Annotated in this window: 17 protein-coding genes and 1 pseudogene; 10 read left to right on the forward strand and 8 right to left on the reverse strand. The window is 71.0% G+C overall.

Annotated elements, in window-relative coordinates:
* Complete coding sequence (locus ACH4S9_RS13640) at window positions 1–954, reverse strand: glycoside hydrolase family 6 protein (RefSeq protein WP_311730717.1); 954 nt, start codon at window positions 952–954, stop codon at window positions 1–3.
* Window positions 955–1,200: 246 nt separating this feature from the next.
* On the reverse strand, window positions 1,201–2,862 hold the full coding sequence (locus tag ACH4S9_RS13645; RefSeq protein WP_398371771.1) for an MFS transporter: 1,662 nt from the start codon (window positions 2,860–2,862) through the stop codon (window positions 1,201–1,203).
* Between the two features lie 98 nt (window positions 2,863–2,960).
* Between ACH4S9_RS13645 and ACH4S9_RS13650 the strand changes: the two genes are divergently transcribed.
* The gene (locus tag ACH4S9_RS13650) at window positions 2,961–3,581 is read left to right on the forward strand and encodes a TetR/AcrR family transcriptional regulator (protein ID WP_361192436.1); all 621 of its coding nucleotides are present in this window, start codon (window positions 2,961–2,963) and stop codon (window positions 3,579–3,581) included.
* 67 nt (window positions 3,582–3,648) lie between these two features.
* Here ACH4S9_RS13650 and ACH4S9_RS13655 read toward each other — a convergent pair whose 3' ends face one another.
* Together ACH4S9_RS13655 and ACH4S9_RS13660 are read right to left on the reverse strand one after the other, a co-directional pair.
* The gene (locus ACH4S9_RS13655) at window positions 3,649–4,245 is read right to left on the reverse strand and encodes a hypothetical protein (protein ID WP_398371773.1); all 597 of its coding nucleotides are present in this window, start codon (window positions 4,243–4,245) and stop codon (window positions 3,649–3,651) included.
* Window positions 4,246–4,352: 107 nt separating this feature from the next.
* Window positions 4,353–5,645 (reverse strand): PucR family transcriptional regulator, encoded by a 1,293-nt coding sequence (locus tag ACH4S9_RS13660; protein WP_398371775.1) that lies wholly within the window; start codon window positions 5,643–5,645, stop codon window positions 4,353–4,355.
* A 178-nt stretch (window positions 5,646–5,823) separates the two neighbouring features.
* Between ACH4S9_RS13660 and ACH4S9_RS13665 the strand changes: the two genes are divergently transcribed.
* The 3 genes from ACH4S9_RS13665 to ACH4S9_RS13675 all read left to right on the forward strand — a co-directional run bounded on the left by ACH4S9_RS13665 (window position 5,824) and on the right by ACH4S9_RS13675 (window position 9,213).
* Entirely contained in the window at window positions 5,824–6,750 is a 927-nt protein-coding gene (locus ACH4S9_RS13665; protein ID WP_398371777.1) for a proline dehydrogenase family protein, read from the forward strand.
* Between the two features lie 222 nt (window positions 6,751–6,972).
* On the forward strand, window positions 6,973–8,604 hold the full coding sequence (pruA, locus tag ACH4S9_RS13670; RefSeq protein WP_311730741.1) for an L-glutamate gamma-semialdehyde dehydrogenase: 1,632 nt from the start codon (window positions 6,973–6,975) through the stop codon (window positions 8,602–8,604).
* A 486-nt stretch (window positions 8,605–9,090) separates the two neighbouring features.
* Entirely contained in the window at window positions 9,091–9,213 is a 123-nt protein-coding gene (locus ACH4S9_RS13675) for a hypothetical protein (protein ID WP_311730711.1), read from the forward strand.
* Window positions 9,214–9,219: 6 nt separating this feature from the next.
* On the opposite strand, the gene ACH4S9_RS13680 is transcribed toward ACH4S9_RS13675, so the two are convergent.
* A complete protein-coding gene (locus ACH4S9_RS13680; RefSeq protein ID WP_398371780.1) occupies window positions 9,220–10,839 on the reverse strand; it encodes a purple acid phosphatase family protein in 1,620 nt (539 codons plus the stop codon).
* Window positions 10,840–10,968: 129 nt separating this feature from the next.
* On the opposite strand from ACH4S9_RS13680, the gene ACH4S9_RS13685 reads away from it, so the two are divergent.
* The 6 genes from ACH4S9_RS13685 (at window position 10,969) to ACH4S9_RS13710 (ending at window position 18,192) form a co-directional block, all read left to right on the forward strand.
* Window positions 10,969–12,009, forward strand: coding sequence for a 3-isopropylmalate dehydrogenase (locus tag ACH4S9_RS13685; RefSeq protein ID WP_358847655.1), 1,041 nt, complete (start codon window positions 10,969–10,971; stop codon window positions 12,007–12,009).
* Between the two features lie 203 nt (window positions 12,010–12,212).
* Window positions 12,213–13,298 (forward strand): branched-chain amino acid aminotransferase, encoded by a 1,086-nt coding sequence (locus ACH4S9_RS13690; protein WP_361192449.1) that lies wholly within the window; start codon window positions 12,213–12,215, stop codon window positions 13,296–13,298.
* A gap of 429 nt (window positions 13,299–13,727) precedes the next feature.
* On the forward strand, window positions 13,728–15,326 hold the full coding sequence (cimA, locus tag ACH4S9_RS13695) for a citramalate synthase (RefSeq protein ID WP_311730706.1): 1,599 nt from the start codon (window positions 13,728–13,730) through the stop codon (window positions 15,324–15,326).
* A gap of 264 nt (window positions 15,327–15,590) precedes the next feature.
* Window positions 15,591–16,112 carry a hypothetical protein gene (locus tag ACH4S9_RS13700; RefSeq protein WP_311730705.1) on the forward strand — a complete coding sequence of 174 codons (522 nt, stop codon included), beginning with the start codon at window positions 15,591–15,593 and terminating at the stop codon, window positions 16,110–16,112.
* A gap of 222 nt (window positions 16,113–16,334) precedes the next feature.
* Window positions 16,335–17,918, forward strand: a complete 1,584-nt coding sequence (locus ACH4S9_RS13705) for an acyl-CoA carboxylase subunit beta (protein WP_311730704.1) — start codon at window positions 16,335–16,337, stop codon at window positions 17,916–17,918.
* 25 nt (window positions 17,919–17,943) lie between these two features.
* The gene (locus ACH4S9_RS13710; RefSeq protein ID WP_311730703.1) at window positions 17,944–18,192 is read left to right on the forward strand and encodes an acyl-CoA carboxylase subunit epsilon; all 249 of its coding nucleotides are present in this window, start codon (window positions 17,944–17,946) and stop codon (window positions 18,190–18,192) included.
* A 139-nt stretch (window positions 18,193–18,331) separates the two neighbouring features.
* Here the strand turns inward: ACH4S9_RS13710 and ACH4S9_RS13715 are convergent, their stop codons facing one another.
* The 3 genes and pseudogenes from ACH4S9_RS13715 to ACH4S9_RS13725 form a co-directional block, all read right to left on the reverse strand.
* A complete protein-coding gene (locus tag ACH4S9_RS13715; RefSeq protein WP_078610434.1) occupies window positions 18,332–18,910 on the reverse strand; it encodes an ATP/GTP-binding protein in 579 nt (192 codons plus the stop codon).
* Entirely contained in the window at window positions 18,891–19,577 is a 687-nt protein-coding gene (locus ACH4S9_RS13720) for a DUF742 domain-containing protein (RefSeq protein WP_311730700.1), read from the reverse strand. Before ACH4S9_RS13720 ends, ACH4S9_RS13715 begins: the two co-directional genes overlap by 20 nt.
* A gap of 83 nt (window positions 19,578–19,660) precedes the next feature.
* A pseudogene (locus ACH4S9_RS13725) lies at window positions 19,661–19,768 on the reverse strand (roadblock/LC7 domain-containing protein); the annotation flags it as partial.

Raw genomic sequence — 19,768 nt, forward strand, 5'->3', positions numbered from 1 at the left:
CTAACCCGCCAGCTCGTACGCGTAGTCGGGGGAGAAGCTGCCCGCGGCGCCCGCGCAGCCGTCCAGCTCGCCCGGCAGCTTGATCCACAGATAGGCGTCGATGGCCGGGTCGCCGGTGTTCGCGGTCGGGTTCTCGCCCACCTTGCGGCCGTGCGGGTCGCACCAGGCGTTGTCGGGGGCGGGGCCGTTGCCGTTGCGGCTGGTGTCGATGACCGCGGTCAGGCCCGAGCCGCCGAGCTGGCCGAGCACGCTCTTGGCGAAGGCGACCTCGTTCGAGGTGCGGTTGTAGTTGGAGACATTGCTGTAGATGCCGTCGCCGCTGGTCAGCACGGACGCCGAGCGCAGCCGCGAGGCCTGTACGGAGGCGCTGTTCCACGCGGAGTGCCCGGCGTCGAAGTAGACCCGGGCCTTGGGGCTCGCGGCGTGGATGGCGGAGGCGGCCCGGGCGAGCGAGGCGTAGCGGGCGCTCAGCTCGCTCGACGACAGGCAGCTGATGAGCGCGATCGAGTCCGGTTCGAGGATGACGATCGAGGACCCGCTGCCCAGTCCGGCGGCGAAGTTGCGCGCCCACGCGTCGTAGGCGGTGAGGTCGGGGGCGCCGCCGGCGGAGGCGCCGCCGCAGTCGCGGTTGGGGATCATGTACGCGACGAGGACGGGGACCTGGTTCTTGGAGGCGGCCGCGGAGGTCACCTTGCGGACGTCCGCGGTGACGGTGGAGGGGGAGTAGCGGGCGAACCAGACGGCCTGCGGCTGGCTGGCTATCCGCGAGGCTATGCGCGGCTGGCGGGAGTCGCCGGGGTTGGCGGCGACCCACTTGTTGACCTGGGAGTCCGGGTCGGTGAAGAAGCTCGTGTCGGCGGGCAGTTCACCCGCGACGGCTTGGGGCGCATGGCCCGCCCCCACCAGGAATGCGGTGGCGAGCGCGGCGGTCACTAAGGCTCGGGGGAGGCGCACGGTGCATCAGTCCTCTCGGGGGGATTCAGGGGACTTTGGTGTTTTCTGTGACGTCAGTTGGCAGAGAGAAACGAGTAGCTCTCCGTGCCTCTGGTTGCCGCCGCGCGCAGGAAGGTTGCCATCGGATTCGACGAGGATTCGAGTCAAGCTCCAGGAGGCTTACGGCCGTTGGCGGCGCCCGGCATGACGCGACCCCGCCCGGGGTCCCGGGCGGGGTCGCGTCGGTGAGGGGCGCGGGGCCACGGCCTAGCGGCGGCCCGCCACCGTCTCCGGCCGGAGTTCGCCCGGTGCCGTCCCCCGCTCGGCACCGGACGCGAGCGGCTCCCCGTGCTCCCGCGCGCTCTCCTCGGCGGTCTTCGCGGTGTCCTCGGCGTCGCGGGCCGCGGCCCGGATGTGCCGCAGGGCGAAGGCCGCCACGACCGCGGCCGCGACCAGGACCAGCGCCCCAGCCACCGAAGCCACCCGCAAGCCGTGGGTGAACGCCTCGCGCGCCGCGCTCAGCATCTCGTCCCCGGCCGGACCGGTCAGCCGGTCGGCCACCGCCGCCGCGCCGCCCAGCGTCTCGCGGGCCGCGTCCAGCGCGTCGGGCGGCAGGCCGGACGGCAGGTCGGCGGGCAGCTTGTCCGTCATGTCGTGGCGGTAGACGGCGTTGCCGACGACGCCGAGCAGGGCCATCCCGAGCGCCCCGCCGAACTCCTGGCCCGTCTCCAGCAGGGACGAGGCGGAACCGGCCTTCTCCGCCGGGGCCGCGCCCAGCGCCATGTCGGTGATCAGCGACATCACGGTGACGATGCCCGAGGCGAGGACGCCCGCCGCGATCAGCACGAGCCACAGCGAGTCGGTGCCGGCGAGGGTCAGCAGCCCGAAGCCGGCGGCCGCGACGAGGAATCCGCCGCTGATGACGTACGCCCGGTTCACCTTCTGGGCGAGCGCGGCCGATGCCGGGCCGGCGGCGCCCACCAGCACCGAGGGGAGCAGGCTCCACAGCGCGGCTTCCAGCGGGCCCTTGCCGAGCACCGACTGCAGGTACTGGGTGGTGAAGAGGGCGGAGCCCATCATCGCGAACGAGGCCATGAGGTTGAGCCCGATCGAGGAGCCGAAGCCGCGGCGGCGGAACAGCTCGGGGCTGATCATGGGGTGCGCGTGGGTGCGCTGGCAGTGGACGAAGACGAGGCCGATCAGCAGCCCGGCCGCGATCCACAGCGCCCGCGGCCCGCTGAACCCGTGGGCCGCCGACTCCTTCAGACCGTAGATCACCGGCAGCACCGCGCCCATCGACAGCGGAACGCCCAGCAGGTCGAACTTCCCCGGGGCCGGGTCCTTGAACTCGGGCACCAGGACCGGGACGAGGATCAGCAGCAGCGCCATCACCGGGGTGTTGATGAGGAAGACCGAGCCCCACCAGAAGTGGGACAGCATGACCCCGCCCAGCACCGAGCCGAGCGCGACCCCGCCGGCCATGGCGCCGGACCAGATGCCGATCGCGGTGGCGCGCTGCTTCGGGTCCTGGAAGAGATTGCGGCTGAGCGCCATGGTCGAGGGCATCAGGGTCGCCCCGCCGATGCCGAGCAGCGCGCGGGCCGCGATCAGCATCTCGGCGCTGTTCGCGTACGCGGCCGCCACCGAGGCGGCGCCGAAGGCCGTGGCGCCGATCATCAGCAGCTTCCGGCGCCCGATCCGGTCGCCGAGCGACCCCATGGTGATGAGCAGCCCGGCGAGGGCGAAGCCGTAGATGTCGAAGATCCACAGCTGCTGGGTGGAACTGGGGCGCAGCTGCGCGCTGATCTCGGGGAGCGCGAAGTACAGCACCGACACGTCCATGGACACCAGGAGCAGCGGGAGCATCAGCACCGCGAAGGCGGTCCACTCCTTGCGACCGGCCCGGGAATTGGCGGAAGTCGAAGTCATGCCGAGGACTATACGAACGTCTTAAACGCTTGTCTAGTACGGCTGTATAAGACGGATGTCTTGGACGGTTGTATGGGTCTCGGGATAGGGTGGACGGCATGGGACACCGAGAGGATCTGCTGGCGGGGGCCAAGCGCTGCCTGCTGGAAAAGGGCTGGTCACGCACCACCGCGCGGGACATCGTGGCCGCCTCGGGCGCCAATCTGGCGTCCATCGGCTACCACTACGGCTCCAAGGACGCCCTGATGAGGGAGGCCCTGTTCGCGGCCATGGGCGAGTGGGCGGACGACGTGGAGCGGTCCTTGAAGGAAGAGGCCCGCAGCGCCGAGGGCCCGGGCGCCGAGGACTCCGGCGCGGGCCAGGCAGCGCGGTTCGAGGCGGGGTGGACCCGGATGCTCGAACTGTTCGGCAAGCACCAGGCGCTGTGGCGGGTGCAGCTCGAGGCGGTCATGCGGGTCGAGGGCGACCCGGAGCTGCGCGCGGCGTTCGGTCAGGCGCAGCCGGAGGGGCGGAAGGGGCTGGTGGCCCTCTTCCATGGGATCCCGGAGGACGAGGTCGACGAGGAGAGCGCGCGGATCCTGGGCTCGTTCTACATGATGCTGGTGGGCGGCATGGCCGTGCAGATGGCCATCGACCCCGACGCCACGCCCCTCGCCGGGGATCTGACCGAGGCGATGCGCCGCATCCTCACCGGCCCGCCCCTCGGCCCGGCCGGCTGACCCCGCGTCACCCCTGGGCGGGGCGCCGGGCCCGGCGCGGTCGTCCCGCTTGCGGGCGCCGAGGATCTCAGAACTTGCCGCCCTGCTCCTCCGTGCGGTGCCCCAACCGCCTGGAGAACTCGGCGAGGAAGGCGGTGCCGAGCGGTGGCCACCCCCAGAAGTCGAACGCGAGCGCCCCGAGGTCGAAGCCGGAGCCGAACCGCCACTCGGTGACCGGGACGACCGCACCGCACGCGGCGCAGGCCGTGCTTTCCCCGCCGGTCTCCTTCCAGGCGGCGATGGCCTCCCGGAACGGCCGCCAGACCTCGTCGTCCGCCTCGAACTGCTCCGGATAGTCGATGATCACGGTCTTCGTGTCGCACCGCGGGCAGACCGCGGAGTCCGCCTCGTCCTGCCCCTGGCCCCCGACGTAGTAGTCCCGCCCGGTCATGACCGCCACCGGGCCCGGCTGCCACCCCGTCTCCGCGGAACCCTCCACGGCCCGGTCCCAGCGGGGGCCGGGCACATAACCCTCGTCCGCGGTCTGGCTGTACACCCCTTCGCCGGACGTCTCACGGGTGATCACACCCTCGGCGACCAGCCAGCCGACCATCCGCTCCGCGAGCGCCCCGGCCTCGTCGCCGGCCGCCTCCACATCGACGATCCGCTGAAAGTAGTCACCCATCGGCAGCCCCGTCGCCATCGCCCTCGTCGCACGGGCTTCCCCCGCGTCCCCCCACTGTGACACCCGCCACCGACAGCGGGCCGGGCCACCCGGGCGCGGCCCGCCGGTCACAGGCGCGCGGACTTCAGGGCCATGTGCAGCAAAAGCCGGTCCTCACCCGCGTCGAGGTCGAGACCGGTCAGCTGCTCGACGCGGGAGAGCCGGTAGTAGAGCGTCTGCCGGTGGATGCCGAGCGCCTGGGCGGTGCGGCTCGCCTGTCCCGCACAGTCCAGGAACGCCTCCGTGGTACGGGCGAGTTCGGCGTGCGAGGGCTCCAACAGGGCTCGTACCGCGGGGTCGGGGCCGGCCTGGGCGGGCAGCGCGGCCAGCAGCCGGTACGGGCCGATGGCGGACCACTCAGCGACCGGGCCCAGCCGCGGGTCCGCCCGCGCGGCCCGCGCGGCGGCCAGCGCCTCGGGCCAGGCGGCGGGCAGGTCGTCCAGGCCGCGACGCGGCTCGCTGACCCCCGCGAACCCTCCGCCCCGCCCGGTCCCCGCGCCGGAGCCGGGGGCGGCGGCCGGAGCGGCCGCTTCCGGGGAGCGGAGGAGGTGTTCGGCCGCGGTACGGGCCGGGTCCAGGGCCGTCGAGGCGCGCAGCCGGACCAGCGCGGCCAGGCTCGCCATCGGCCCGGCCGGAACAGCGGGACCGGCCCCGGCGAGTACACAGACGGCGGCCACCCCGGGCGGGCTGGGCAGCCGGGCGGAGCGGTAATCCGCGGCGTCCGCGCCGTCCCCCGGGGCCCACGGGGTCACCGCGACGAGCGCCAGCGGCCCGTCGGCCGCCCCGCGCAGCGCGGCGCGCAGGGCCGTGCGCGCGGTGTCGCGGCCGCCCGGCTCCCCGGTGAGCAGATCGCGCAGCATCCGGCCGAGCTCCTCGTCCGCCCTGGCCTCCGCCGCCAGCAGCACCCCGATCCGCGCCGCCGTCTCCATGGCGCGGGCGAGCCGGGGGTCCGGCGGGCCGGCCGGGCCGCCGAGCTCCAGGTCGGACAGATGGCCGTCGTCCAGCAGCCACACATAGCCGTGCACCACGCCCCGGTGGCGCACCGGCAGACAGATCCGGCCCATGAAGACCCCCGCCCCCGGGTCCGGCGGGATTCGCAGCGGCGCCTGGGCCCGCGCGATGCCGAAGCCCTCGAACCAGGCGCGCACCGCGGCGGTGGACCGGCGCCGCAGGATGGAGCGGGTGCGCACCGGATCCAGCGCCGGCTCGTCGGCCCCGTCGGCCTCGTCACTCTCGTCGAGGTCTCTGCCGCCGTCCTGGGCGCCGAAGGCGATCAGCCCGAAGTCGCGGTTCTCGAGCGTCGCGGGCGCTCCGAGTGCCGCCGAGATCTCGTCCACGAGCTGCTGATAGTCGTCCAGCACCGGTCTCTCTCCTCCTCCCGCCGCTCCGGGTTCCGGCCGCTCTCCCATTCTCATACATCTGTCTGAGATCCCGGACACGGATGCGTGACAGCTGTCGATGGCCCGGGATCCGAGCGATCCTTAAGTTTCACGGTGAGTCAACAAAGCCGTCCGACGGCCGTCATCGTGGAGGTGCCCCGTGCTGGGTCCCGTGCTGCTCGCCGCTTCCCGCAGCGCCGCCATCCGGCGCATCGTCTCGGCCGCCCCGGTCACCCGCCCGACGGTGGACCGGTTCGTCGCGGGCGAGCGCCTCGCCGAGGCCGTCCCGGTCGTACGCGCACTGGCGGACCGCGGCCTGGAGGTGACGCTCGACCACCTGGGCGAGGACATCACCGATCCGGCGGAAGCGCTGCGCAACCGGGACGCCTATCTCGCGCTCACCGAGGCGCTGGCCGCCGAGGACCTGGCCGGCCGGGCGGAGATGTCGGTGAAGCTGTCCGCCTTCGGGCAGGCGCTGCCCGGCGGCCACGATCTGGCCCTGGCCCATGTGACCCCGGTGGTGGAGGCCGCGGACGCGGCGGGCACCACGGTCACCCTGGACATGGAGGACCACACCACCGTGGACTCCACTCTCGCGATCCTCGCCGAGCTGCGCCGGCGGTTCCCGAAGACCGGCGCGGTCCTCCAGTCGTATCTCTTCCGCACCGAGGACGACTGCCGGGCGCTGGCCGGGGAGGGCTCGCGGGTGCGGCTGGTGAAGGGCGCGTACAAGGAGCCGGCGAGCGTCGCGCACCAGGACAAGCGCGAGGTCGACCTGGCCTATGTGCGCTGTCTGAAGATCCTCATGGCGGGCGAGGGCTACCCGATGATCGGCTCCCACGACCCCCGCATGGTCGCCATCACCCAGGAGCTGGCGCGCCGCCTCGGCCGCAAGCTCGACGAGTACGAGTTCCAGATGCTGTACGGGATCCGCCCGGCCGAGCAGGAGCGGCTCGCTGCCGAGGGGCACCGTATGCGGGTTTACGTCCCGTATGGAACAGACTGGTACGGGTACTTCATGCGGCGCCTCGCGGAGCGCCCCGCGAATCTGGCGTTCTTCCTGCGCTCGCTGGCCGGCCGTAGTTGAGCGTTGACCGGCTGAACGACATCGTCGTCCAGCTGGTCAACGCTCGGCCCTCTGGGCCTTGTGGCCTATAAGGAGACGAAGGCCACGTGACTCCTCCCCCGACCGAAGCCGGGAGCTTCTCACTTGGCGAACCAGACAACCGCATGACGGACAAGCCCTGCCCGGTGCCTCGCGGCACTCACACAGCGTAGCAGTACCGCCACTCAGGCGAAGGAGAAAATGATGGACGCCGTGACCCAGGTCCCCGTGCCGGTGAACGAGCCGGTGCACACCTACGCCCCCGGCACCCCGGAGCGCGCCCGCCTCGAGACCAAGCTCAAGGAGCTGGCCCAGAACCCCGTCGACCTGCCGATGACCATCGGCGGCGAGAAGCGGATGGGCGGGGGCACGCGCTTCGACGTCGTACAGCCGCACAACCACGCGGCCCGCCTGGGCACCTACGCCAACGCCACCCAGGCCGACGCGCAGGACGCGATCGACGCCGCCCTGGCCGCCGCCCCGGCCTGGCGCGCGCTCGACTTCGACGACCGGGCCGCGATCATCCTCAAGGCCGCCGACCTGCTCTCCGGCCCCTGGCGGGAGACGCTGGCCGCCTCCACCATGCTCGGCCAGTCCAAGACCGCCCAGCAGGCCGAGATCGACACTCCGTGTGAGCTGATCGACTTCTGGCGCTTCAACGTCCACTTCGCCCGCCAGATCCTGGCCGAGCAGCCGGTGACCAACTCCCCGGGGGTCTGGAACCGCAGCGACCACCGGCCGCTGGAGGGGTTCGTCTACGCGATCACGCCCTTCAACTTCACCGCCATCGCGGGCAACCTCCCCACCGCCCCCGCCCTGATGGGCAATGTGGTGGTCTGGAAGCCGTCCCCGACGCAGACCCACGCCGCCGTGCTGCTGATGGAGCTGCTGGAGGAGGCGGGGCTGCCCAAGGGCGTGATCAACCTGGTGACCGGCGACGGCAAGGACGTCTCCGAGGTGGCCCTGGCCCACCCGGACCTCGCGGGCATCCACTTCACCGGCTCGACGCGCACCTTCCAGTACCTGTGGAAGACGGTCGGCACCAACATCGAGGCGTACAAGACCTACCCGCGCCTGGTCGGGGAGACCGGTGGCAAGGACTTCATCGTCGCCCACCCGTCGGCCGACCCGAAGGTGCTGAAGACGGCGATGACCCGCGGCGCCTTCGAGTACCAGGGCCAGAAGTGCTCGGCCGCCTCGCGCGCCTACGTCCCGCGCTCGCTGTGGGAGAGCGGCTTCAAGGAGGAGTTCGCGGCCGAGGTCGAGGGCCTGACCATGGGCGATGTGACCGATCTCGGCAACTTCATCGGCGCCGTCATCGACGAGCGCGCCTTCGCCAAGTCCAAGGCGGCCATCGACCGGGCGAAGTCCGACCCGACCGTCGAGGTCGTGGCGGGCGGCGGCTACGACGACAGCGAGGGTTACTTCGTCCGCCCGACGGTCCTCGTCTCCACCGACCCGGACAACGAGATCTTCAGGGACGAGTACTTCGGCCCGATCCTCGGGGTGTTCGTCTACGAGGACGCCGAGTACGACGCGATGCTGGCGCAGATGGAGTCGGCGTCGCCGTACGGCCTCACCGGCTGCGTCATCGCCCGGGACCGCGCCGCGGCCGCCGCCACCTGTGAGGCGCTGCGCTTCGCGGCCGGCAACTTCTACATCAACGACAAGCCCACCGGGGCCGTCGTCGGCCAGCAGCCCTTCGGTGGCGGGCGGGCCTCCGGCACCAACGACAAGGCGGGCGCCAAGCAGAACCTGATGCGCTGGACCTCCACCCGCTCCATCAAGGAGACCCTGGTCCCGCCGACCGACTACCGCTACCCGCACATGGGCTGACCCGCCCCGGCCGGCCCCGGTCGAACCCGCTGCTCGAAACCCCTGGTCGAGCCGGTCGACGGCCGCCTTCCGCGCCCCGCGCGGACGGCGGCCGTCGCCGTGTGACAAGCCGAAAAGTCATGGACGGGGGAGGCGCGGCGGTGCTAGCGTCTGACAGCCAAGTAGCCGTTATTCACGGCAGTTTACGAAGCTAACCAACGAGTAAGCACCTTCTGAACGGCGCGAATACTGGTTGGTCGAGGCCGAACGGGGGTTGGCCTCGACCACCCATGACTCATGTCTGCGTCTCAGATAGTAGGACGTCCGAGTAATTGTGGGGACAGTCCGGCCCCGAGGCCTTATTTTTGTGGAAGCCGAACGTCTCGCTCCATCGAGCGATGGCGGCCGCGGCCGGTGCGCATGCGCAGGTGACCCCTGCCGCACTCAAGGCCCCCGCCCCTCCGGCATCTTCCGCAGCACCTGCTTGGGACACAGGGAGACGCGATCATGGCTGAGACGGCCCGCCGCAGGACCCGCCGCAAGACCGACAACACCGACCGCAAGAACGCCGCCGCCGCGCTCCAGCGCGCGCTCGACCGCCGCGACAACGGCGGCGCCACCGGGCACTGACGCCGGTCACCGCCCCGGCGTGCGCACCACCTCGAAGTGGTCCACGCGCTCGCCCGACTCGGCGAGCGTGGTGACCTCCAGCTTCGGGTTGGGGCCCGGATCCACCTTCACCACGAGGAACGAGAAGCCGGTGTAGCGCACCCGCGACCACTCCACCGATTCCTTGCTCTTCGACCCGTCCTTCGCCCAGTGGTAGCTGTTCACCTCGTCGAGGTCCTTCACCTGGCCCTCGTAGCTGTCGGGCACCGGGAACTCGTACAGCCGCGCCCCGGCCCCGCCGGCCGTGGCGTAGACGATGCCGTCGCGCACCGCGTCGGCGCTGCCGCCGATCGGGACCTGCTTGGCGGCCTTGCCGCCGCGGATGGCGTCGGTGCGCTCGTAGACGTGGTTGTGGCCGTTGATGACCAGGTCCACCTGGTGCTTCTCGAACAGCGGCACCCAGGCGTCGCGCACCCCGCCGTCCGAGGCGTGGGCGCTGGTGGTCGAGAAGGCGCAGTGGTGGAAGAAGACCACGACGAAGTCGATGCCGGGCTGCGCGCGCAGCTCGCCGAGGATCCGGTCCAGCCAGCGCGTCTGCTCGCCGCCCGTGTAGCCGGTGTTGGGGGTGATCTCGTAGCTGACGTCGTTGGCGTCCAGCGCGACGACGCCCACGTTGGCGTAGGTGAAGGAGTAGGCCCCGGGCGCCTTGCGCGGATCGGGGCCGTTGTCGGGGAGCGTCCAGCGGGCCAGCTGGCCGCCGTAGCCGTCGGGGGAGTACCAGGCCTCCATGTCGTGGTTGCCGGTGGTCACCATCCACGGCACGCTCGCCGCGACCGAGTCGGTCTGGGCGAGGAAGGAGTCCCACACCCGGGCGTCGTACACGTCCGAGGCCGAGCCGTGGCCGCTGGTGTCCGCGTAGCACAGGTCCCCGGCGTGCAGATGGAAGGAGGGGTCCTGGCCGAGCAGCAACTGGTCGTTGGCGAGCGCGTCATAGCTGACGCCCTGGTCGCCGAAGGCGGTGAAGACGAAGGACTCGGCCTTCTCGGGGGCCGTGCGGAACGTCCCGAGGGCCGAGAAGCGGCGCGGGTCGGCCGGGTCGAAGCCGTCGTGGCCGACGCCGTAGTAGTAGGTGACGCCGGGCCGCAGGCCGTCCAGGGCGGCGTGCAGGTAGTACTGGTCGACGGCCGGGAGCTTGGCGCTGAGCGAGGGCGTGTGCAGCGGGCGCACCTCGGCCTCGATCTTCTGGCTCAGCTCCCAGGGCTGGAGGCCGATCCGCACATACGGGGCCTTGACGGCGAGGGGGACCTGCCAGGAGATCCGCATCTGTGTCCTGGGGTCGGCGCCGAAGGCGAGATGGCGGCCGAAGGGCGCGACCAGCGAGCCGTCCACCTTCCGCGACACCGGGCCGGCGAGCAGGGTCGGCGACGGCCTCCTCTCCACGGCGCTCGCCGACCCGGTGAGCAGCCCCGCCCCCGCCACCGTGCCCGCCGCCGCGATGCCGCCGCGCAGCGCCCCGCGCCGGGAGAGCCTGGTCCGCAGATACTCGTGCTGCTCGGCCATCGTCATCCGGCGCGCCAGGCGCTCGGGAATGCCGACCCGCGGGACATCGGAGGAGGTGGGGGGCGTGCCCCGGGAGAAGTCAGCCATGTGCCGGAATCTGCCCCTGAAAGGCGACTTCACGCGGTACACAGGGTGAACGTGAGCCATCCGGATGAGCATCCGTCCACATGTCGGACGTTCAATGTCATTGATTGGGACGAGGGGTAGGGTCCCGGTATGTCTCGTAGCATTCGCCTCGCAGTGATCCCCGGTGACGGTATCGGCCAGGAAGTCGTGCCGCAGGGTCTCAAGGTCCTCTCGGCCGTCCTTCCGCAGGACGTGAAGCTCGAGACCCAGGAGTACGACCTCGGCGCCCGGCGCTGGCACGCGACCGGCGAGACCCTGCCGGACGCGGAGCTCGAGTCGCTGAAGAACCACGACGCGATCCTGCTCGGCGCCATCGGCGACCCGTCGGTGCCCTCGGGCGTACTGGAGCGCGGGCTGCTGCTCAAGCTGCGCTTCGTCTTCGACCACTACGTCAATCTGCGTCCGTCGAAGCTGTTCCCGAACACCGCCACCCCGCTGGCCGGCCGCCCCGACATCGACTTCGTCGTCGTACGCGAGGGCACCGAGGGTCCGTACACGGGCAACGGCGGGTCGCTGCGCACCGGCACCCCGGCCGAGGTGGCCACCGAGGTCAGCGTGAACACGGCGTACGGCGTCGAGCGCGTGGTGCGCGACGCGTACGCCCGGGCCGCCGCCCGGCCGCGCAAGAAGCTCACCCTCGTGCACAAGACCAATGTCCTGGCGCACGCGGGCCACCTGTGGAAGAACATCTTCGACAAGGTCGGCGCGGAGTTCCCCGAGGTCACCACCGACTATCTGCACGTCGACGCCGCGACGATCTTCTTCGTCACCCAGCCCGAGCGGTTCGACGTGATCGTCACCGACAACCTCTTCGGTGACATCCTCACGGACCTGGCCGCCGCCGTCACCGGTGGCATCGGGCTCGCCGCGAGCGGCAACATCAACCCCTCCGGCACCTTCCCGTCGATGTTCGAGCCGGTCCACGGCTCCGCGCCGGACATCGCGGGCACCGGCAAGGCCGACCCGACCGCGACCGTGCTGTCGGTGGCCCTGCTGCTCCAGCACCTCGGATACGAGGCCGAGGCGGCCCGTATCGAGACCGCCGTCGCCCAGGACCTCGCGGAGCGTGGCGACACGCCGCGCACCACCGACGAGATCGGCGACGCGCTCGCCGCACGAGTATCGGGCTGACCCCAGCCTCTGCCGACGCGCGGCTGGGTGCGACCATCGACCTTGGGCCGCGCTGACGCACGCACCTCTTCCCCGGCCCCACTCCGAGCGATAATCGGACGTGGGGCCGTCGCGTGAGAGGAAGCTCGGACGTCCTAGTACCTCCGGGTACCGGGGCGCCGCGGGCGCGGTCCGCTACAACCAACGGTGAAGGACTACCACTCATGACGACGCCCACGATCGAGCTCAAGCCCTCCGCACACCCCCTCTCCGACGATGAGCGGGAGCGGATCCTGGCCAACCCCGGCTTCGGCCGCCACTTCACCGACCACATGGTGACCGTCAAGTGGACCGAGGGGCGCGGCTGGCACGACGCCCAGCTCGTGCCGTACGCGCCCCTCTCGCTCGACCCGGCGAACATGACCCTCCACTACGCCCAGACGATCTTCGAGGGGCTCAAGGCGTACCGCCAGCCCGACGGCGGCGTGGCCACCTTCCGCCCCGAGGAGAACGCCGAGCGCTTCCGCGCCTCCGCGCGCCGCATGGGCATGCCCGAGCTGCCCGTCGAGACCTTCATCGCGGCCTGCGACGCGCTGGTCACCCAGGACCGGGCGTGGGTGCCGGCCAGCGGCGAGGAGTCGCTCTATCTGCGGCCCTTCATGTTCGCGACCGAGGTGGGCCTCGGCGTGCGGCCGGCGAACGAGTACCTCTTCATGGTCATCGCCTCCCCGGCCGGGGCCTACTTCCCCGGCGGGGTCAAGCCGGTCTCCGTGTGGCTCTCCGAGGAGTATGTGCGTGCCGCCCCCGGCGGCACCGGCGCCGCCAAGACGGGCGGCAACTACGCCGCTTCGCTGGTCGCCCAGGCGCAGGCCGCCGAGCAGGGCTGTGACCAGGTGGTCTGGCTGGACGCGATCGAGCGCCGCTGGATCGAGGAGATGGGCGGCATGAACCTGTACTTCGTGTACGGGGACCGCATCCTGACCCCCGAGCTGTCCGGCTCGCTGCTGCCGGGCATCACCCGCGCCTCGCTGCTGCGGATCGCCGCCGACCTGGGATACGAGGTCTCCGAGGGCCGGATCTCCGTCGACGACTGGCGGGAGGGCAACGCGGACGGCAGCCTCACCGAGGTCTTCGCCTGCGGCACGGCCGCCGTCATCACCCCCGTCGGCTCGGTCAAGTCCGCCCGCGCGAGCTGGACGGTGGCGGACGGCCGGCCGGGCGAGGTGACGATGAAGCTGCGCAAGGCGCTGCTGGACATCCAGACCGGCGCCGCCCCGGACACCCATGGCTGGATGCACCGCCTGGGCTGACGCGGGGAGCCGGGCGCCGGGCCCGCCAGAAGGGCCCGCCGGAAGGGTGAGACGGGTCGACGTCGTGTACGGCGTCGGCCCCTCCGAACGCGATTCCGAGCCGCGATCCCGACCCGGGTGCGCGTTCGCGCGCCGGCCCGCATTTTGAGACGGAAGGGAGCGCGGGGGCGGAGTGTGCCAAACTGCCCCCGTGCTCACGTTCGCCATGATTATTGGCAGCAGGCGCGCCGGTCCGCAGTGACCGCCCCGTACGACCATGTACGGCGCGACCACCGTGCCCCCAGACCCGCGCGCAGACCTCTCGCACCCGCGAGGGGTCTTTTCGTTTTCCGGACCACCCCGCCGGACGCGGAGCGCGAGGGATCATAGGAGGGCGCGGAACCGGTTATTCCGGTAGACCGAGATCGATCCCACAGGAGCCAGACCACCATGAAGGACCTGCCCGACGACAGCCTCCATGTCTTCGACACCACGCTGCGCGACGGCGCGCAGCGCGAGGGCATCAACCTCACCGTCGCGGACAAGCTGACCATCGCCCGTCACCTCGACGACTTCGGTGTGGGCTTCATCGAGGGCGGCTGGCCCGGCGCCAACCCGCGCGACACGGAGTTCTTCGCCCGGGCCCGCGCCGAGATCGACTTCAGGCACGCACAGCTGGTCGCGTTCGGCGCCACCCGCAAGGCGGGCGTCCGGGCCGCGGACGACCCCCAGGTCCAGGCGCTGCTCGACTCCCAGGCCCAGGTGATCACGCTGGTGGCCAAGTCCCACGACCGCCATGTGGAACTCGCCCTGCGCACCACGCTGGAGGAGAACCTGGAGATGGTCCGGGACACCGTCTCCCATCTGCGCGCCCAGGGCCGCCGGGTGTTCGTCGACTGCGAGCACTTCTTCGACGGCTACCGCGCCAACCCCGGCTACGCCAAGCAGGTCGTCAGCGCCGCCCATGAGGCGGGCGCCGATGTGGTCGTGCTCTGCGACACCAACGGCGGCATGCTCCCGGCCCAGATCGACGCCGTGGTCCGTACCGTCCTGGCCGACACCGGAGCCCGGCTGGGCATCCACGCCCAGGACGACACCGGCTGCGCCGTCGCCAACACCCTGGCCGCCGTGGACGCGGGCGCCACCCATGTCCAGTGCACCGCCAACGGCTACGGCGAGCGGGTCGGCAACGCCAACCTCTTCCCGGTGGTGGCCGCCCTGGAGCTCAAGTACGGCCGCACGGTCCTGCCTGCCGGCGCGCTGGCCGAGATGACCCGCATCTCGCACGCCATCGCCGAGGTGGTCAATCTCACCCCCTCGACCCACCAGCCCTACGTCGGCGTCTCGGCCTTCGCGCACAAGGCCGGGCTGCACGCCTCCGCGATCAAGGTGGACCCGGACCTCTACCAGCACATCGACCCCGAGCTGGTCGGCAACACCATGCGGATGCTGGTGTCGGACATGGCGGGGCGGGCGTCGGTCGAGCTGAAGGGCAAGGAGCTGGGCATCGACCTCGGCGGCGACCGGGAGCTGGTCGGCCGCGTCGTGGCGCGGGTCAAGGAGCGCGAGCTCGCGGGCTACACCTACGAGGCCGCCGACGCCTCCTTCGAACTGCTGCTGCACGAGGAGGTGGAGGGGCGGCCCCGCCGCTACTTCACCGTCGAGTCCTGGCGGGCCATCGTCGAGGACCGCCCCGACGGCACCCACGCCAACGAGGCGACGGTCAAGCTCCGGGCCAAGGGCGAGCGCATCGTCTCCACGGCCGAGGGCAACGGCCCGGTCAACGCGCTGGACCGGGCGCTGCGCCTGGGCCTGGAGCGCATCTACCCGCAGCTGGCCACGATGGAGCTGGTGGACTACAAGGTGCGCATCCTGGAGGGCAAGGGCGGTACGGAGTCCACGACGCGGGTGCTGGTCTCGACGACGGACGGCAAGGGCGAGTGGTCGACGGTGGGCGTCGGGGAGAACGTGATCGCGGCCTCGTGGCAGGCGCTCGACGACGCGTACGCCTACGGGCTGCTGAAGGCCGGCGTGGAGCCGCAGGAGTAGCCGGGCGGCAGGAGATTCGCGGCCCCGGCAGAGCCTTGGGGGTGTAGCTCTGCCGGGGCCGTTGCGTTGAAGTTATGTTGAATCTTCAACGGGACTAGCCTAACTCCATTCTCCACGAACACAAAATCTTCCGAAAATCGTCACGAGTGTTCACCGGAGAAGGTTGGCGACGCGCGTAGAAGTTCGGCAGGCTGTCTCACTCGCACGGCACGCTCCACCTGCACAGCCGCACCGTCCACAGCACGGCCCACAGCAGGAGGTCCCATGAAGCTCCGGTCCGTCGGCAGCTCCGCCGTCACGGCTCTCGTCCTCGTCCTCGGCGTCCTCTTCGCCCCCGGAGTCGGTGTGATCAGCAGCGCCGGGGAGGCGTTCGCGGTCACCAAGATCAGCCACTCCCAGGCCACCTCGATGTTCCGCTCCAGCGGTATCACCTGGTCCTCCTCCGGAGGCTGCTCGGACCGGAACAACGCCACCTGTACCTCCTTCGAACAGCTCAACCTGCCGACCGCGCAGGGGGCCCAGACCCTCAAGAGCGCCAGCGGCTGCGCCCTGAACATCACCGGCGGCACCGAGACCGGGCACGCGAGCGGCACCTACAGCCACTGGAACGGCTACAAGCTCGACTACGCCCTCAACAGCTGCGTCACCAACTACATCACCGGTAACTTCGCCTACATCGGCCTGCGCAGCGACGGCGCCAAGCAGTACAAGTCCAACTCGGGCAACATCTACGCCCTCGAGGGCAACCACTGGGACGTCATCTACTACAACTGCGGCGGCTGCTGACCCGCGCCCCGGCCGGGCGCGCCCATCCGGGTGGACATGTCCGCCGCCCCCGGGCGTGCCCGATCGGGGTTTGTGGGGTGCCGACAGCGGTGATTGCCCAGGGGCGCGTACAGTGGCAGGAAATCCGCTGTCCAGTTCTGTTCTGCCTACCCACCAAAACGCGCCCGACGTTGTATGGAATTGACATGCGTCTCGGGGGGCCCGGGAACGTACCGTCATTGCATGACCAATCTCGAAGGTGCGCCCGATGAGGCGAGCGACGTCCGCGGGCGTGTCGCCGAGCTGCACGCGATCCGCGAGCAGGCTCGGCGCGGCCCGAGCGAGCGGGCGACCGAGGCCCAGAAGGCCAAGGGGAAGCTGACGGCCCGCGAACGGATCGATCTGCTCCTGGACGAGGGGTCCTTCAACGAGGTCGAGCCGCTGCGGCGGCACCGCGCGAGCGGGTTCGGGCTCGAGGCGAAGCGGCCCTACACCGACGGTGTCGTCACGGGCTGGGGGACCGTACACGGCCGGACCGTGTTCGTGTACGCACACGACTTCCGGATCTTCGGCGGGGCCCTCGGGGAGGCCCACGCCACCAAGATCCACAAGATCATGGACATGGCCATCTCGGCCGGGGCGCCGCTGGTGTCCCTCAACGACGGTGCCGGCGCCCGCATCCAGGAGGGCGTCTCGGCGCTCGCCGGCTACGGCGGCATCTTCCAGCGCAACACCAAGGCGTCCGGCGTCATCCCGCAGATCAGCGTGATGCTCGGCCCGTGCGCGGGCGGCGCGGCCTACTCCCCGGCGCTCACCGACTTCGTCTTCATGGTCCGCGAGACCTCGCAGATGTTCATCACAGGACCGGACGTGGTCCAGGCGGTGACCGGCGAGAAGGTCACCCAGAACGGACTGGGCGGCGCGGATGTGCACGCCGAGACCTCGGGCGTGTGCCACTTCGCGTACGACGACGAGGAGAGCTGCCTGGAGGAGGTGCGCTACCTCCTGTCGCTGCTGCCGCAGAACAACCGCGAGAACCCGCCGGTCGTCGAGTCCGACGACCCGGCCGACCGGCGCGGCGAGACGCTGCTCGACCTCGTCCCGGCCGACGGCAACCGCCCGTACGACATGCGCAAGGTCATCGAGGAGATCGTCGACGACGGCGAGTACCTGGAGGTCCACGAGCGCTGGGCGACCAACATCATCTGCGCCCTGTCCCGGCTGGACGGCCAGGTGGTGGGCATCATCGCCAACCAGCCGCAGTCGCTCGCCGGTGTGCTGGACATCGAGGCGTCGGAGAAGTCCGCCCGCTTCATCCAGATGTGCGACGCCTTCAACATCCCGCTGATCACGCTGCTGGACGTGCCCGGCTTCCTGCCCGGCGTGGACCAGGAGCACGGCGGGATCATCCGGCACGGCGCCAAGATGCTGTACGCGTACTGCAACGCCACCGTGCCGCGGATCTCGGTCATCCTGCGCAAGGCCTACGGCGGCGCCTACATCGTCATGGACTCCCAGTCCATCGGCGCCGACCTGACCTACGCCTGGCCGACGAACGAGATCGCGGTGATGGGCGCCGAGGGCGCCGCCAACGTGATCTTCCGCCGGCAGATCGCCGGGGCCGACGACCCCGAGGCCATGCGCGCCCGCATGGTCAAGGAGTACAAGTCCGAGCTGATGCACCCGTACTACGCCGCCGAGCGCGGCCTGGTCGACGACGTCATCGACCCCGTGGAGACCCGCGAGGTCCTCATCAGGTCCCTGGCGATGCTGCGCAACAAGCACGCCGACCTGCCGTCCCGCAAGCACGGCAACCCGCCGCAGTAGCGCGAGCATTGGAGACGAAGCCACCGTGAGCAGTTCACAGGACATCGCCGATAACCCCGCCGATACCGCCGTCGGCACCGCCACTCTCGTCCGCGTCGAGAAGGGCCACGCCGACGCCGAGGAGCTCGCCGCCGTCACCGCGGTGCTCCTGGCCCGCGCGGCCGCGGGCGCCGTTCACCGCCGCTCGCCGGGCCGCACCGGCCGCAGCGCGGCGGGCTGGCGCCGACTGGAGCGCCAGCGGGGCTTCCGCGCCCCGAACAGCTGGCAGGGCTGAGCCCCCGGCGAAGCGACCCGGCGAGACGCCCCTGGCGAACGCCGCCCCGACCGCGGCCCGAAGCGCACAAATCCCCCGCTCTCCCGGAGAGCGGGGGATTTGTGCGTTCGGCGGCGGGCGCCGCCGACGCTGTACGTCGCTATCGCAAACGCGCCATCAGGGCGTGCTCCACGAGCGTGATGAGTGCGCTCTTGGCCTCGCTGCGGTGGCGGGCGTCGGTGATGATGATCGGCGCGTCCGGGCCGATCTGGAGTGCTTCCCGCACCTCTTCGGGGGTGTAGGGCTGGTGTCCGTCGAAGCCGTTGAGGGCGATGACGAAGGGCAGTCCGGAGTTCTCGAAGTAGTCGACGGCGGGGAAGCAGTCGGCGAGGCGCCGGGTGTCGACGAGGACGACGGCGCCGATGGCGCCGCGGACCAGGTCGTCCCACATGAACCAGAAGCGGTCCTGGCCGGGCGTGCCGAACAGGTACAGGATCAGGTCCTGGTCGAGCGTGATACGGCCGAAGTCCATGGCCACCGTGGTGGTGGTCTTGTCCGGCGCGTGGGTGAGATCGTCGATCCCCGCGGAGGCGGAGGTCATCACGGCTTCGGTGCGCAGCGGGTTGATCTCCGAGACCGCGCCTACAAACGTGGTCTTGCCCACGCCGAAGCCGCCCGCCACCACGATTTTCGCGGAGGTGGTGGAGCGGGCTGCACCGCTAGAGCTTGCGAAGTCCACTGAGCACCCTTTCGAGCAGTGTCACGTCAGGCTGGCCGCCGGCGGACTCGTCGCCGCCGGGCTGATGGATGGCGACGAGCCCGGCCTCGGCCAGGTCGGCTACGAGGATCCGGGCGACGCCGAGGGGAATGGTCAGGAGTGCGGAGATCTCGGCGACCGACTTGATCTCGCGGCACAGGTGGCAGATCCGCTGGTGCTCGGGCAACTGGCCCTGGAGCTGGGCGGGGTCCGCCGTGGTGGAGACGAGCGCCTCGATGGCGAGCTGGTACCGGGGCCGGGTCCGGCCACCGGTCATGGCGTACGGGCGCACCAGCGGGTTGTGTCCGGTGGCCGGGGAGGACGGCTCCGGGTGTCGCACGGGCGGCGCGGGCCGGTTGCGCGGCTGATGCGACTGGTGCGGCTGAGGTTCGCCGGACAGGCCCGCCGAGCCGACGGGCGGGGCGTAGGAGGGCGCGTACGGCTGCTGGACGGGCTGCGGATGCGGGGTCAGGGGTTGTGCCTCCTGAGCCTGGTGAACGGGCTCCTGAGGCGCCGCAGGGGCCTGCCCGGCCGTACGGGCCTGACGGCTTGGCGTGGAGGGGAAGTTGAAGCGCTTCAACGGGGCGTCGCCGTGCGGCTCTGCCTGTTGCCCATGGCCGTACGGATATCCACCGGGGGGCGTTGCCACGTGTCCTCCTCCAACTCGCCTGTCTGCCGGTCGCGCCACCGCACCCTAACGGCGCGGTGGCGCGAAACGCATCTTTGTGTTTGCTAGTTGAGAAGACTGCCTTGCAGTTCGGCGCGGAGGTCCGGGGTGAGGACGGTGCCCGCGCGGTCGACCAGCAGGGCCATCTCGTAGCCCACGAGGCCGATGTCGCA

Origin of the sequence: Streptomyces sp. NPDC021225 (assembly GCF_044332865.1) — a bacterium.
GTDB lineage: Bacteria > Actinomycetota > Actinomycetes > Streptomycetales > Streptomycetaceae > Streptomyces.